The sequence below is a fragment of the Novosphingobium aromaticivorans DSM 12444 genome (assembly GCF_000013325.1).
Lineage (GTDB): Bacteria > Pseudomonadota > Alphaproteobacteria > Sphingomonadales > Sphingomonadaceae > Novosphingobium > Novosphingobium aromaticivorans.
Genome location: NC_009427.1, coordinates 421,780 through 436,772 on the forward strand (window position 1 = coordinate 421,780; position 14,993 = coordinate 436,772).

The 14,993-nt window shown below is 65.9% G+C and carries 10 protein-coding genes; 2 read left to right on the forward strand and 8 right to left on the reverse strand.

Features of this window, described 5'->3' with window-relative positions; genetic code table 11:
- Positions 1 to 23: 23 nt before the first annotated feature.
- The 3 genes from SARO_RS20425 to SARO_RS19790 are packed head-to-tail and all read right to left on the reverse strand — an operon-like array spanning position 24 to position 3,819.
- Positions 24 to 1,367, reverse strand: coding sequence for an EAL domain-containing protein (locus SARO_RS20425; RefSeq protein WP_011907022.1), 1,344 nt, complete (start codon positions 1,365 to 1,367; stop codon positions 24 to 26).
- Positions 1,364 to 1,696 (reverse strand): response regulator, encoded by a 333-nt coding sequence (locus SARO_RS19785; protein WP_011907023.1) that lies wholly within the window; start codon positions 1,694 to 1,696, stop codon positions 1,364 to 1,366. The genes SARO_RS20425 and SARO_RS19785 overlap by 4 nt, the downstream gene beginning before the upstream one ends.
- Entirely contained in the window at positions 1,693 to 3,819 is a 2,127-nt protein-coding gene (locus SARO_RS19790) for an ATP-binding protein (RefSeq protein ID WP_011907024.1), read from the reverse strand. The genes SARO_RS19785 and SARO_RS19790 overlap by 4 nt, the downstream gene beginning before the upstream one ends.
- A gap of 115 nt (positions 3,820 to 3,934) precedes the next feature.
- On the opposite strand from SARO_RS19790, the gene SARO_RS20430 reads away from it, so the two are divergent.
- Positions 3,935 to 5,425 carry a sensor histidine kinase gene (locus SARO_RS20430; protein WP_011907025.1) on the forward strand — a complete coding sequence of 497 codons (1,491 nt, stop codon included), beginning with the start codon at positions 3,935 to 3,937 and terminating at the stop codon, positions 5,423 to 5,425.
- A gap of 21 nt (positions 5,426 to 5,446) precedes the next feature.
- On the opposite strand, the gene SARO_RS19800 is transcribed toward SARO_RS20430, so the two are convergent.
- The 5 genes from SARO_RS19800 to SARO_RS19820 form a co-directional block, all read right to left on the reverse strand.
- The gene (locus SARO_RS19800; RefSeq protein WP_011907026.1) at positions 5,447 to 7,693 is read right to left on the reverse strand and encodes a TonB-dependent receptor; all 2,247 of its coding nucleotides are present in this window, start codon (positions 7,691 to 7,693) and stop codon (positions 5,447 to 5,449) included.
- Between the two features lie 109 nt (positions 7,694 to 7,802).
- Entirely contained in the window at positions 7,803 to 8,777 is a 975-nt protein-coding gene (locus SARO_RS19805; protein WP_011907027.1) for an acyl-CoA dehydrogenase family protein, read from the reverse strand.
- Positions 8,778 to 8,897: 120 nt separating this feature from the next.
- The gene (locus tag SARO_RS19810) at positions 8,898 to 10,286 is read right to left on the reverse strand and encodes a TolC family protein (protein WP_011907028.1); all 1,389 of its coding nucleotides are present in this window, start codon (positions 10,284 to 10,286) and stop codon (positions 8,898 to 8,900) included.
- Entirely contained in the window at positions 10,286 to 11,401 is a 1,116-nt protein-coding gene (locus tag SARO_RS19815; protein WP_011907029.1) for an efflux RND transporter periplasmic adaptor subunit, read from the reverse strand. Before SARO_RS19815 ends, SARO_RS19810 begins: the two co-directional genes overlap by 1 nt.
- A 3-nt stretch (positions 11,402 to 11,404) precedes the next feature.
- Positions 11,405 to 13,132 carry an ABC transporter transmembrane domain-containing protein gene (locus tag SARO_RS19820; RefSeq protein ID WP_011907030.1) on the reverse strand — a complete coding sequence of 576 codons (1,728 nt, stop codon included), beginning with the start codon at positions 13,130 to 13,132 and terminating at the stop codon, positions 11,405 to 11,407.
- Positions 13,133 to 13,416: 284 nt separating this feature from the next.
- Between SARO_RS19820 and SARO_RS19825 the strand changes: the two genes are divergently transcribed.
- A complete protein-coding gene (locus SARO_RS19825; protein ID WP_011907031.1) occupies positions 13,417 to 14,949 on the forward strand; it encodes a phosphomannomutase in 1,533 nt (510 codons plus the stop codon).
- Positions 14,950 to 14,993: the final 44 nt, after the last annotated feature.

A 14,993-nucleotide genomic window follows, 5' to 3' on the forward strand; every position in this document is an offset into this window, starting at 1 on the left:
GTCCTGAACTGATCCACCCTGAGCTAGGCCGGACCGGCGCTGGCCTTGCCGAGCCATTCCTCCAGCAACGCGCAGTAGTCCTCGAAACGCAGCGGGCGCGAGATGACATAGCCCTGTAGCGTGTCGCAGTCGTGCTCGGTCAGCCAAGCTCGCTGCGATTCCAGCTCGACGCCTTCGGCCACCGTCTCCATGCCGAGCATCCGCGCGAGGCTGATGATGCCCAGCACGATCTTCTGGTCCGGCCCGGATTCTGCCACACGCTTCACGAAGCTGCGGTCGATCTTGATGGTGTCCACGGCGCAGGCCTGAAGGTGGGCGAGCGACGAGTACCCGGTGCCGAAGTCGTCCAGCGCCACCGCGATCCCGCGGGCGTGGAGCGCCTGAACGATGAGGTCGGCCTCGGCAGGATCGGTGAGAACCGAGGTTTCGGTTACTTCGACTTCAAGCAGGCTTTCGTCCGCGCTGTGTTCGGCGAAGATTCGCGCGATGCGGCTTGGCAGGGCGTCGTTGAACTCCGAAGCGCCGATGTTGACCGCCAGCCGCGCCGGTAGTCCCGCATTGCGCAGCGCGACCTGGCTTGCCGCCGCCTGCCGCAGGACCCAGTCGGTGACGTGGCCGAGCAGGCCCGCGCGTTCGACCACCGGGATGAAGGTCGCTGGCGAAAGGTGGCCCAGCAGCGGGCTTTCCCACCGCACCAGCACTTCAGCGGAAACGGGCGCGCCGCTTTCCGCGTCGACCTTGGGCTGGAAGCAGACGTGGAGCTGGCCCTGCCGGATCGCGGTCACCAGCTCGGTGCGGATAGAGGTGGCAAGACGGATCTCCGACATGTCCGGTCCGTCCAGAGCCAGCATCCTGCCGCCGCCATCGCGCTGCAGGAGGCGCGCGGATTCCATCAGCCTGTCGACCAGGACTTCCGGCGTTTCCATATCGGACGTGCGCCCGGTCACCACGGACAGGGTGATCCGCGCCGTCGCGATTCCCAAAGCCCCGCGATCTCGAAACTGCATGTCCACCATCGGCGCGAGCGTGTTCGTGAGCGTGCCATCGTCACCGGTCAGGGCCCACGCGTGGGAATGCAGCCGGAAGGCGGCCAGCCCGCGCCTGTGGGCCAGTCGGTGGACGAGTCTCGACAGGTAGTCGGCGTCCTTTCCGGCGAGGCGGCGGGCCAGTTCGGGCTGGGTGTCGATCTTGGCCACGGCGACGCCCTCGCCCGCCGGCGAAGCGGCAAGGCGCGCCAGCAACGCCTCCCGTTCGTCCGCACTTCCGTCCGAACCGGGCGCCGCGCGCGCGGCCGCCTGGCGCAGCGCCGCATTGTGGAGGTGACCTTCGACGGCTGCGATCAGCAGGTCGTAGTCGACCGGCTTCACCAGATAGTCGTCGGCCCCGGCGCGGCGGCCGTTGATGATGCTGTCGCGATCCTGAAGGCGGTGAGGAAGACGAACGGCACCAGCGATATCGCGTCGCCGCGCGCGCGCAGATGCTCCAGCAGTTCCAGCCCGCTCATCCCCGGCATCTGCACGTCGCACACGATGAGGTCGGGCGGCTCGCGCTCGATCGCGGGCAGCGCCGCTTCGGCACTCGATGCCTGGTCGACGCGAAAGCCGTGGTCGGCCAGCTCGTCCGCAACGTCGCGCAGGATTTCGGGTTCGTCCTCGATGCACAGCACCCTGAACCGTTCGGGAGCATGGAACGTCACGCAGTTGCCTCCCACAATTCGGTAACCGTAACCTCGGCCAGCGGCAGGCTGGCCGTCACCACCGTGCCGCCGCCTGCCGATGATGCGATGTCGAGCAAACCGCCGTTGGCGTCGATCAGCGTCGAGGCCAGGTAAAGCCCCGTGCCCGCGCCAGGAACCGCAGTGCTGTTGGCCCCGCGCCAGAAGCGCTCGCGCACCATCGGCAGGTCCTCTGCCGCAATGCCGGGGCCTTCGTCACGCACGCTCACGATGCATCGGCCTCCTTCGATCCTGGCGCCGACTTCGACGATCATGCCTTCTGGCGAATAGCGGCAGGCGTTCTCGACGATCGCGGCAAGCGCGCTGTGAACGAGCGCCCTGTCGACGAGCACCGACGCGCTTTCCGCCTCTGGCGTGAAGCTGGCCACAACTTCGCGCCCTTCACTCGCGGACCGGATGGCATCGCGAACCAGTCCGACCACCGCTACCGCGCTCGGTCGGCAGGTGGTCTCGCCATCTTCCATCCGCACCAGTTGCAACGCGCTTTCCATGACTTCGCGGATGCGCGCGGCAGCACGGCGGATCATGTCCGCGCGCTCGACGGTGGCCTCCGCCGTCAATCGTGTTGCGCGCCGCCTGAGGATCTGCCCGCAACTGTCGATGACGGTCAGCGGCGTCCGGAATTCATGGCTGAGGATGTTGATGAAGCGCCGCTGGCCGGTGGTGACCCGCCGTTCGGTATCGAGCGCGCGGCGCACTTCGGCTTCCTGCTCCACGATCTGGCGATGGGCGCGTCCCAGCGTGTGCCCGGTCTCGACAAGCCGCTCGGAAAGGTTGTCGAATTCCTGCACGCCGAAGCGGGGCGCTTCCTGTTCGTACTCGCCGGCACCGATCCTTGCCATCACGCCTTCCACGGCGCGCAGCGGCTCGGCGACCTGCTTGCTCATCACCCGGGCGCGCCACAGCAGGAACGCAAAGAACAGGGCATAAAAGGCGAGCAGGATCAGCAGCATGATGAACCCGACCTGCATCAGTTGATCGTGGAGCGTGCTTGCATCGGCGAGAATCTGCGAGGCCGGTGCGAGCACGACGAGGGTCCAGCCCGGTCCCGTCACCCGGGCATTTGCCGCCAGCATCGTGCGTCCGCCCAGCGCGATGTGGTTGACCGTGGTCTTTCCGCTGACGATGGCGTTAGCCAGGGCCTTCAATTCGGGCCGGCGGACGATGTTGAATTGTTCGGGCTTGAATGTGTCGGACCGGATCGCGTCGGCGTAGTCGTGGTCCTTCAGTTCGGCCAGACCCAGGTCCTTCTCGCCTGCAGGCGGCAGCGCGAGGATCGTGCCGTCGCGACCCACGAGCATCGCATATCCATCCCACGGCAAGTCCAGCGCGAGAATGCGGCGGATCATCGTCTCGACCGTCAGGTCGATGCCGACCACTGCCTCCAGCCGGTTCGACAGATGGACGGGGGCGATCGCGGAAACCATCCAGCCGCTACCGGCCGGGTCCACATAGGCATCGGTCCAGACGACCTTGCGTGCCGGATTATGCTTCTCGTCCGCCTCGTAATAGAAGTTGTAGGACGGGATGTTCATCTTCGGCGCATACTGGCTCGTCACGTCGAAGTAGGGGTAGATGCGGTTGTAGCTGTCCCAGGTGTTGAGGTAGACTTGCCGTACCAGCGGCGATGCGGCCTTGATGTGGCGCATCGTGTGGTCGAGCTGCGAAGTGCGCCAGACCTTTTCGATCTCCCGCGGACCGACGTGATGATAGCCGCTGTAGAAGCTGGCTGTGTCTTCAGGGCCGCCGCGCAAAGTATGGAACGCGCCGTCGGGTCCGAGATGGTATCGCGCCTTTTCCGAAGCGGGTGCGTCGTGGGGCGTGCGCAGCGCCTCGCCTGCCTCTGCGGCGAATACCCTTGCGAGTCCCTCGACGCTGCCCAGCGCGGCATCGATGTTTGCGGCCTCGCGCGTGGCGATGTCCTCGAGGTACTGCTCGGACAGTGCGTTAACCGTATCGACATTGCGCTGATACGTGAAGTTACCGGTTGCCCAATAACTCAGGAGGAAGCCCAGCTCGATAATGCAAAGGGGGATCACGGCCGTGCGCAGATAGGATGCCCCCAGCCAACGAGCCAAGGGCACTTGCTTTATCTGTTTGGGGTTATTGATCTTTCCTTGCAACGGTCGCACCCTTCAATGGCGACCGGTATCATTGGAAATGCTAAATTTAGGTTTTAGGAGCTAGGCAGAATCCCATATGAGTGCGCTTGAGCGAAGCTCACCGACGAAGGCCGGCGCAAGCATCGGCAGCCTCCCTCCCGGGTTCGGTGACGGGCTGGCTCTTCTCGCGCTCATCGACCAGCCGGCCTGGATCTACGACTTCGATCGTGCGCGGATGGAATGGGCCAATCCTGCGGCCTTGCGCTTCTGGCAGGCGAACAGCCTTGACGATTTGCGCGACCGGGATTTCAATCCGACCTCACTGGGAACGGCCGAGCGTCTCGCCAACCTCAAGCGCAGCCTGGCAGGTGGCGAGACCCGGACCGAGAGCTGGACCTTCTTTCCGCAGGGCAGACCTTTCCGGCGCGATTGCCGGCTGTCCGGTGTCCGCCTTGCCGATGATCGCATGGCCATGCTGGTCGAGGCGACCGGTGACCCTGGCCAGATCGGCGATCTGACCTATGAATTGCGCGCCATCGAAGCCGTACGACAGTCGCCGTTGATGATCTCGATGGTGGCCGATTCGGGCCAGTGGCTGATGCACAACCCCGCAGCGGAGGCCTTGGTTCATACGCTGGGCGTCACGAATCTGCCCGGCCTCGACAATTTCGCTGCCTTGTTCGCCGACCGCGATGCCGCAATTGCCCTGCGCGCCACGGCGCTTGACCAGGGATCGGCCCGTGCCACCATGCGCATGGCAGGGCGGGCGTTCCGTATGCACGAGATCGGCCTCAGTCGCCTTATCGATCCGGTCAGCGGACGGTTGTCGCTGATGCTTTCGCAGCAGGACGTGACGCGCGCCTTCCGGATGGAGCGCAGGCTTCAGAAGGCCCTTGCCCGTGAACGCGCTGTTGCCGAAACGCAGCGCCAGTTCCTTTCCGTAACCAGTCACGATTTCCGTACGCCGCTCACCGTGATCGATGGCGCGGCGCGTCGGATCGAACGGCTTGCCGATCCCGGATCGCCTGTCTTCGAGCGCGCCAAGGTGATCCGCGAGACCGCGCGCCGCATGACCGAGGCGGTGGACCGGACGCTGGGCTGGGCCAGCATCGCCGATGGCAGGGTGGACTTCCATCCCGAGCGTACATCGCTGCGCCCCTTGGTCGAACGGGCGATCATCAGCCAGCGCGCGGTTCATCCGTCCCGGCCTTTCGTCGCCGAACTGGCCGAAATATCGCAAGTCATGGTCGACGCGGGCCTGGTCGTGCGCGTGCTGGACAACCTTTTGTCCAACGCGGTCAAGTATTCGCCGTCCGATGCCCCGATCGAAGTGCGCTGCTTCGAACGCAACGGCGAAGTCTTCGTTTCGGTCACCGATCACGGGATCGGCATCCCCGCGGCGGATCTTTCGCGCCTCTTTTCCCGCTTTTTCCGCTCGAGCAACGCCCGCAAGATCAAGGGCAGCGGCGTTGGCCTCCATGCGGCGCGCTTCTACATGGAGCTTCACGGCGGCAGGATCGGGGTCAAGACCACCGAAGGCAAGGGGTCGACTTTCACGATTGCCTTCCCGGTGGCCGGCGAAAGCTGAAAGATGACGAAAGGGACCGGCCTAGAAGCTGACCCTGGCGGTCGCTCCATAGGTGCGGGGTGTCCCCACGTGATTGTAATCGAAGCCGAATCCAGAAAGATCGATGCTCGAGGTGAAATAGACCTTGTCGCCAAGGTTCTTGCCCCAGATCGATAGGATCATCGGACCGCGCGCGTAATCGACACTTGCGCCAAGCAGCGCATATCCGGGCTGACGCAGGCGGGGGATGTTGACGATCTCGAAGAACTGCGAGGACGTGTAGCTGGCGTCCCCGCGCAGCGCCATGCGCGCCGGCCCGCGTTCCCATATCGTCGCAGCCACTGCGGCGTTGAGAGTAAGCGAGGGCGCGTTGGAAAGGCTGTGGCCGCTCACGTCGAGGCCGCCGATCATGCCTTGCGTTGCCCGCGCATGCAGGATGCCGACGCCGATCTGAGCCGCAATCTCGGACGTGGGCCGAGCCTCCAGCTCTATCTCGGCCCCATAGATGCGCGACCGGTCGAGATTGACGAGTGTCTGCGTCGCATCGGCAGGGTCGACCGAAAGGAACTGCTGGTTGCGGTAGATGTAGTGAAAGCCGGTCACCGCGACCGCCAGCGCGTTACCGGCCAATCGCGTCTTGGCGCCAGCTTCCAACGCATCGATCGTCTCGGGTCGGGCCACACCGGCTTCGGCGGCATCGAAGAAAGCCTGCGCATTGAACCCGCTTGCCCGGTAGCCCCGGCTGTAGCTGGCGAAGAACATGGTGCCATCGGCCAGCTTGTGGTCGATACCGATCTTGCCGGAAAGGTTGCTGCCCGCAAAGCTGCGGTCGAGCGGGAGGATGGGCGTTGCGACAAGCACGCCATCGACGCCGCGTAATTGCGACGTCAGCCCCGCCTGCAGCCCGATGTCCCGGGTGAAGCGCAGCCCGCCCCGCAGGCCCGTCCTGGTACCGAGCTTCATGTGCGCATCGCCGAACAGTGCCCAGCTCCGCTTGCGCTGGTCGAAGCGGTTGGAAATGGCACAGGCCATAAGGCTGGCGTTCGCGGAGCAGTCATCAACGTCGACCCGCCCGTTGCCATCGACGTCGAGGTCGGTCCAGAAGTTCAGGTCGGTCGCATTGAACAGGTCCTCGCGATGGTGGTGCAAGCCCAGGATCAGGCTCAGCGCTCCATCGCCGTCGTATGCAAGGCGGAGTTCCTGCCCGAACTGCGTGCCGCGGTCCGTGTAGGGAATTTCGAGGGTCCGGGTCGGGCTGCCATCCGTGTCCTCCGGCACGAAGAGGCTGCCGCGGTCCCATCCCGTCACGGACACGAGCGACAGGTTGTCGCTCAGCCGGAACGTGCCGGTCAATGCCGCCGACCATGTGCGGGCGCGGCGACGCGGCGTGAAGTTCGCTTCGATTTCCCGCTTGCCGATGCCGGTGCGAAAGTAGCTCATGCCCCGACCGTATGCTTCATAGACGCCCGCGCCTGTGCCGCCGGGCCCCGGTACCGAATAGGTGCCGTAGTTCTGCGGCGTCTGGAGGCTCGTCGACAGGCGCAGGACCAGTTCGGCGCTATCCGACGGCTTCCACAGGATCGAGCCGCGCACGCCGTACTCGCGGGTGGCTGAAAGGTTCGGGCTACCCGCCAGCCGGTTGCGGAACCAACCGTCGGCGCGCGCGGCGGTGAAGGCGATGCGCGCGGCCAGCGTGGACGAGATGGCGAGGTTCAACGCGCCCTGGCCTTCGGCTCTCCCGAAGTTTCCGATGCCGGCTTTCAGGTACCCCCCGTTCTCGAACCGTGGCCGTTCGGCAAGGTAGTTGATCGCGCCGCCAGTGGTGTTCTTGCCGTAGAGCGTGCCCTGCGGTCCGCGCAGGACCTCGATCCGTGCAAGGTCATAAAGCTGGACCCCAAGGAAGGCGAAGTTGCCCTTGTAGACCTCGTCGTAATAGGTCGCGACCGGTCCGGCCTGGTTGAGGCTGAAGTCCGACATGGACACTCCGCGCAGCGCGAAGATCGGCGTGTTTTCCCCGACCGTTGCGCTGAAACGGAGATTGGGGACCAATGCCGCGATATCGTCGGCCTGACTGAGCCGGGCAGCCTGCAAGGTCTCGCCGTCGATCACCGAAATGGACAGCGGCACTTCGCCTGCGAGTTCCGGCCGTTTCTGTGCGGTGATGACGATTTCACCAGCGCCTTCAATCGTTTCGCCGGGGGGCTGGGCCACGGCGACCGTGGATGAAAGTGCGGCAAGTCCCGCACCTAGTGCAACGTGCGCGCGAACGCGGTGTTGTGTCGCGGACATGGCTGCTCCGGTATACGTGCAGCCTGCCTACCGCGCCGGGTGTTGCCGATGACCGACCGTGTCCTACGCAATCCCCCCTAATAGGCCCTGACCCTAGCGCTTGCCCGAGCTAGGCAACCGCGCGGAAGGTGGCGATCAGGTCCGCTTCGCTCCCCAGCGTCGCGGCAATGGCGAGAAGTCGCTTGAACCGTGCGCCAAGGCGCAATTCCTCCGTCAGGCCCATGGCGCCGTGAAGCTGGACTGCTCCTTCGCCCACAAGGCGCGCGGCATCGCGGACCATGATGCGGGCGGCTGCAAGGGCGGCGTCGGCCTCTGCCTCGCCCCGGTCCGCCGCGATCACGGCCTGTTCGACAAGCGCCTGTGCCTGCATCGAGGCCATCTTCATGTCCGCAAGGCGGTGGCGCAGGCTCTGGAAAGTGGCGATCGGCGCGCCGAACTGGCGGCGCTCCTGTAGCCAGAGCGCCGTCTCTTCAAGCAGGCGCTGCATGATCCCGACCGCTTCTGCACAGCGCGCCGCGTCGAGAAAGGACTTCAGGTCAAAGCCTTGGGGCAGGGCGCCGACTGGCTGCGCGCGTAGTCCGGCAAAGTGCAGGTCGGCGGTCCGCGTGCCATCGTGCATGGCTCGCTCCCGCCGTTCCAGCCCCGGCGAACCCGCCGCACAGGCGGCCACCGCACGCCCGTCGGAAAGCACCAGCAGGTCGGCTTGCGCGGCGCCGGGAATGAGATGGGCGGGGGCGGCCGGGGGCAGGGCATCGACGATGACCAGCGCCGCCCGGTCCTCCCCGCTCGCCAGCCTAGGCAGGAGGGGATGCGCCGGGGCGGCGAGGGCCAGGGCGCGGCAGGCGGCGGCATGGGCCAGCCAGTCCGCCCCGGCAAGCGCAGGCCCCAGTTCCGCCATGACCAAGGCCACGTCGATGATGCTTCCGCCGAATCCTCCTGCGCTTTCGGGGACGGTCAGTCCCGCCAGGCCGAGCTTGGCGGCGAGATCGGACCAGGCCGGCTCGGGTGTGTCGGCAAGGAGCCGGAGGATGGAATCGCGCAGCAGTGCGCGGCTTTCGTCAAGCGGCAGATCGAGCGCTGCCATGTTGTCTCTCCCCGTGCCCGGGTGCAGTCAGGTGCCCCTAGGTGCTTTTAGGTGTCGTTCGGCGCACACCATGTTCCAGAGCGGTCCAGGCGGCAATCCCGCCAAACGTGACAGGTCCGGTCAAAGGCGGAGCTGCTCGCGATCGGCTTGCGCTGCGACGAGTTCGGCCGTGGCGGCGGCATGGCGGTAATGCGCGTCGATTTCGCGCACGGTCGCATCGGCAAGCGCTTCCTCGCGCAAGTTGACCACCAGGAAGTCGCTGGCGCCCAAGGAAAACCTACGCCGTTCCGCCTCTGCCATGCGGCGCGCAAGCGCGGCCTCGTCGGTGGCCAGCGCGGCAAGCCGACCGGCGCCGTCCATCTGCGTGCGCAAGTTCGCGATCTCCACGCCGACCTGCTCCTCGAGCAATCGCAGGCGCAGCGACAGGGCATCCTGTTCCGCCGCGACCTCGGCGATCCGGCCCTTCGCCGCACGCTGTTCCAGCGGCACCGAGAAGCGTAGGCCGAACATGCCTTCGACCGGTTCGCGGACCGGCGAGCCCCGGCCGATGTCCTTCGATGCCTCGACTCTCAGGTCCAGCCTTGGGCGCAACTCGTTCTCCGCCATGCGCGTGCGAATGCCGTTCTGCTCGATCCGCGCAAGCAGGGCGCGCAGGTCCGGGCGCCCTGCGATGGCATTGGCGGTATCGACCAGACGTGGGACCAGGGTTTCAGGCATTCGGGTGGGCAGTCGATCGGCTGCGGGGACAAGCGGGCGGCCAAGCGGATCGCGCAGGAACAGCGACAGTGCGTTGGCCTGGAGCTGCAGGTCCTGTTCGGCGCGAACCAGCAGGGCATTGCGGCGCACGATGTTCTGGCGGTTCTCGACGCCGAGAATGGCGGGACGTGCACCGAGTTCGATCTGGCGTTCGATGGACGACTGGCGCTGTTCGGCCAGTTCATAGAGTTCGCGGAAGGCGCGGACGCGAAGACCCGCCGCGACCCATTGCTGATAGGCCTCGACCGCGCGGCGCTGGACGCCGATGGCCACCATCTCGCGGTCGAGCGCCGCGATCTCGACATCGCTCTCGGCCAGCTCCCGCCGCCCCCGACGTTCATCGATCAGCCGGTCGCGCAGGAGCGAGAAGATCGCGCCAACGCGAACTTCGCCCAGTTCATTGGTGATCGACTTGCCTTCGTAGGTGGGGAAGGCGCCGGTGGACAGCCGATACCCCGCATAGAGGTTGCCGCCATTTGTCTGGAGCGGTCTTGTGGCGCGCAGGTCCGCGAGGGAGCCGTCATAGTACCCCAGAGGCCGCGCCTGGGCATCGGCATCGAAGACGAGGTCGAATTGCCCTTCGGCGGTCAGGGCGCGCGCATCGGCCTGCCGCTGCCGCGCCATGGCTTCAAGTATCTGCGGTGCGTGGAGCGCCGAGGAATCCAGCACTTCCTGCAATGTCAGGTCCGCCGCGCGCGCCGGTTGCAGGCTTGCTCCAAGCAGTGCCAGCAATGCGGCGAGAATGCCGCGCATCACTTGCTTTCCTCCCCGTCCTCATATCCCGACTTCGCGCCTTCCTTGGCCTTTGCGGCGTCCTTGTCGGCCAGACCCTTGGCCGCGCCCTTGCGCGGTCCGGCATCGACCGGCGCGGGAAATTCGAGCGGGAAGTCGTTGAGCTGGCGCCACAGTTCGTAGCCGATGGTGACGGTTTCCATCTGGACCCAGCCCCGCACTTTCGAGCCGAGGCGGACAAAGTTGTCGTCGGGCCAGGCCGGCTTGCCGGGCATGGGTTCGACCAGCACGCGGAACAGGCCGTTGGGCTGTGCCGACGGATCGATCGCGCGGACGCGCCCATCGAACATGCCCTGGGCGACCGAAGGCCAGCCGCTGAACTGGATGGCGGGCCAGCCTTCGAAATGCAGGCGCACGGGCTGTCCCTTGCGTACCAGGGCGACGTCGCGGCCATCGACCATGAGTTCGGCCACGCGCTCCGCCCGGTCCGGCGCAAGCGTTGCCAGCCAGTCGCCCGCGCTGACAAGCGTGGCGCCGGCCGCGGTGTTGAGCGACTGGATCCGCCCGTCGCGCGGGGCGCGGACGACCTGCGCCGACTGGCGACCGAGAGCGATGTCGACCTTGCTGAGCTTGGCGCGGGCTTCGGCAAGTTTCGCGCCATGTTCGGCGACCTTGATCTGTGCATTTTCGTAGTCTCGACGGGCGGCAAGGCCATCGGCAAGGAGCTGGCCTGAACGGCCGACGTCGATCCGGGCAACCGCCATTGCCTGTTCGGCGGCGGCGATCTGCGCAAGCACCTGCGCGCGCTCTGCCGCGAGACGGGTGAGGAGATCGGGGTCGTTGTCGATGATCCGGGCGATGGGATCGCCCTTGTGGACCTGCTGCCCGTCGACGACGTACCAGCGTTCGACCCGGCCGGGCACGAGCGCGGTGACCTGTTGCACGCGGTCCTGCGGATCAAGTGCGATGACCTCGCCCCGTCCGGGAGCGGTCTGGACCCAGGGCACAAGCAGCAGCAGCGCGGCGATCAGTGGCAGGGCGATGCCGATCATCCAGCCGAGCGCGCGCGTGACACGGGGGATGCCCAGCGAACGGAGGGTGGGGAAGGCAACGATATTGGCATTGAGGCTTGCCATGGGTCAGCCCTCCATTGCGATGGCGGCGTCTTCCGCGCTGGCGAAGGGGAGGACGGCGGCAAGGTCGGGCGCGCGATGCTGCGACTTCTGGCCGATCCACAACCATGTGTCCCGGGTGAGTCCTTCGGGCCTCTCCGTGAACTGGAGGACGGTGGTGCCATGCGGGCGCAGCGCGGCCAGGACCCGATCCAGTCGGCCCGGAGGCAGCATGTCGTAAAGCGGCGAGAGCATGAGAACGCGCGGGCGGGCAAGCACGGCACCGGCCAGCTTGAGGGCCATGGTTTCCCCTACGGACAGCGGCCAGCCCGAGTTCGACAGGCGCGCGTCGAGGCCACCGGGTAGACCGCCGACGCGGCCGGCAAGGCCGACGAGTTCAAGTGCTTCGATCATGGCTTCCGGCCGACCCGGAGCGCTGAGTGAGAGATACTCGCGAACCGTCATCTCGACGATGGCAGGCCGGTCGAGCACGATCACGTCCGAGCGGAGGCGGTACATGTCGAGGGCGCCAAGATCGGCCCCGCCGACCGAGACGAAGCCGTTTTCGGGCACTTCCAGGCGCTTGAGCAGGGCGACGAGGCTGCGTTCCACCCCCGGTGCGGCAAGGACTCCGACCTGGGCGCCGCTTTCCACGGCGAAATCGAACAGATGGCCCTGGTGGCGCACGCCGCGCAGGCGGATCGCGCCGTCGGGAGGGCTGGGGGCGGTGGCATCGGGCGCGGATTCCTGCGGAACTTCCCAGAACAGGTGCAATTCCTCGAGGCTGGCAGCGAGGTCGTAGAAGGTTTCGAGATAGGAGCCGAGCTGGGCGATGCCGTAGAACACGCCGGACAGGATCAGCTCGGCCGCGACGAGCTGGCCGATGGAAAGTTCGCCCTGAAGAATCAGCCATCCGCCGAGCGCAAGCAGGCCCGCGCTGGCTAGCGCATAGAGGAACAGGAACGCGAGGGTCTGCCCGAAGGTGTAGCGGAAATGGCGGCGGTGCGACGAGACGTAGCGGGCCGTCAGCTCCTCCGATCGGTCGATGGCGAAGTGCATGTGGCGGCTCGACTTGTATATGCCGTTCGAGCTGCCGACGCTGCCGAGCCAATGCGCGGCGGCGTGCTTGGCGTGACTCTTGGTCACCGCGCTGGTGAGCGAGGCATTGGCCCAGACCCGCCAGATGACGACAACGGCGAACACCAGAACCAGATTAAAGCCAAGGAAGAAGGGGTGATAGAAGCTGGTCACGACCAGCCCGACCAGGCTTTGCAGGACGATGGTGAAGCCGCCGATGAGCAGGCTCGTCAGCGATTTCTGGACGATGCCCATGTCGAAGAACCGGTTGAACAGGTCGCCGCGCCGCGCATCGACGAAGAACGGGTTCTGCGCATGGACGGCGCGCAAGGTAATCTCCGCTACGAGCCGCGCGAAGAAGCGACGCTCGAACATGGCAAGCATGTGGACGCGGAAGGCAGCGAGGACGCCTGACAGCAGCAGAAGCACGAACAGGATCGCCGCGAGCGTGAACAGCGGGGCGGGCAGGGCAGTGTTGGCAACCGAATTGATCAGGAGCTGGACAGAAATCGGCGTTGCCAGCGAAAGCAGCGAGATCGCCGCGCCATAGAGCAGAGCGAGACGTATGAAGCCCGCGTCTGGCCCGAGGACGCGCGACCACCACAGCGCCAGTTCGCGGAAACTCGGCGAGGATCCCGCATTTCCGGCATTCCGGGCATCATTCTGCATGTTGGACATTTCGACGCGAGGTCCCTTCTTCGCAACCGCAGCACAACTGGGGGCTGGAAGGTGTCATTGTGGCAACAATTTGTGATGTTTTGTTGCGGGATATGGTCCGTTCCGGCGGTTCCGCACTGCACAAGCCAAAATGGACAGGTGCTATTCGCGACAAGGGAACCGCAACCATCGCGAGTTTGTTCGAGACTGGTGCACGGGGCCTTTGCCTTTGTGCGATGCTTGACGCTATTGGCGGGCTGCTGCCGCGTCGGCCTCTTGAACTCGAAGGATGGAAAGTCCCCAAGATGAACGAGTTGACCCAATCCGAAGGCTTTACCGTGTCGGATCTGATGGCGCGCAGCAGGGTACCTTTCGGCACGAGCGGCGTTCGCGGGCTGGCGAGCGCGATGACCGATGTACTGTGCCACGCCTATGCAACGGCATTCCTCCAGTACCTGCGGCAGATCGGCGAATTTGCCCCCGGCGATCCGGTGGCGATTGCGGGAGACCTGCGCGAAAGCACCCCGCGCATCCTTGCGGCCTGCGCAACGGCGGTGCGCGATTGTGGCGGTGAAGTGATCAACTGCGGGCGCACGCCGACGCCGGCGCTTGCCTTCCGCGCGATAGGACGCGGCATGGCGTCGATCATGGTCACCGGAAGCCACATCCCGGCGGATCGTAATGGCATCAAGTTCTACCGTCCGCACGGCGAAGTGCTGAAGAGCGACGAAGCGGGGATCGTCTCGCAGGTGGTCAAGGCAGGCGATGACCGGTTCGGGGCAGACGGAGGGTTGCTCGATCCCGCGCCACTGCCCGAGGTGGTCGACGTCTCACAGGACTACATCGACCGCTACGTGCGGCATTTCGGCGCAGGAGCGCTGGAGGGCCTGACGATCGGGGTCTACCAGCATTCGGCTGTCGGCCGCGACGTGCTGGTCCGCGCGGTGGAGGCGCTGGGCGGGGTCGCGGTGCCGTTCGGCCGCTCCGAACAGTTCTTGCCGGTCGATACAGAGGCCATCCGGCAGGAAGACATCGAACTGGCGGCGCAATGGGCGCGTTCGAACAAGGTCGACGCGATCATTTCGACCGATGGCGATTCCGACAGGCCCCTGGTCGCGGATGCTTCGGGCACGTGGCTGCGGGGCGACATCGTCGGCCTGCTCTGTGCGCGGGCGGTGGGCGCCGACATCGTGGTCACGCCGGTCAGCAGCAACACGGTACTGGAACTGAGCGGCGCCGCGCCGCGCGTGGCGCGCACGCGGATCGGTTCGCCCTATGTGATCGCCGCGATGATGGATGCGGCGACGGCCGATCCTTCGGCGCGAGTCTGCGGCTACGAGGCCAATGGCGGGTTCCTGCTGGGCACCGATGTGGGCGAGGGCGAAGGGCGGCTTACGGCGTTGCCGACGCGCGATGCGCTGCTGCCAATCATCGCGGTCGTCAGGGCAGCGCGCCAGCGGCCGCTGGCGGATATCCTTGCGGAACTTCCCCCGCGCTTCACCTTCAGCGACCGCGTGGCCGAATTCCCGCAGGCGCACAGCGCCGCGTTGATCGCATTCCTTTCGACCGGTCCGGAGGACGCGCAACTGGCGCGGATCGCGCGGTGTTTTGGCGAGATCGCCGGTCTGCCGATCGGGATCGACACGACCGATGGCTATCGCATGACCTTTGCCGACGGGTCGATCATCCACTTCCGTCCATCGGGCAATGCGCCCGAACTGCGCTGCTATACCGAGGCCGAGACCGAGGCGAAGGCGCGCGACCTCAACGCCCGGGCTTTGAAGCATGTCCTTGAGGACGTGGTGCCCGAGGCGGTCAAAGCGCAACAGGACGGTTGATAAATTTGTATGCAACACATACAATATGCCCGTTACTGATGCGG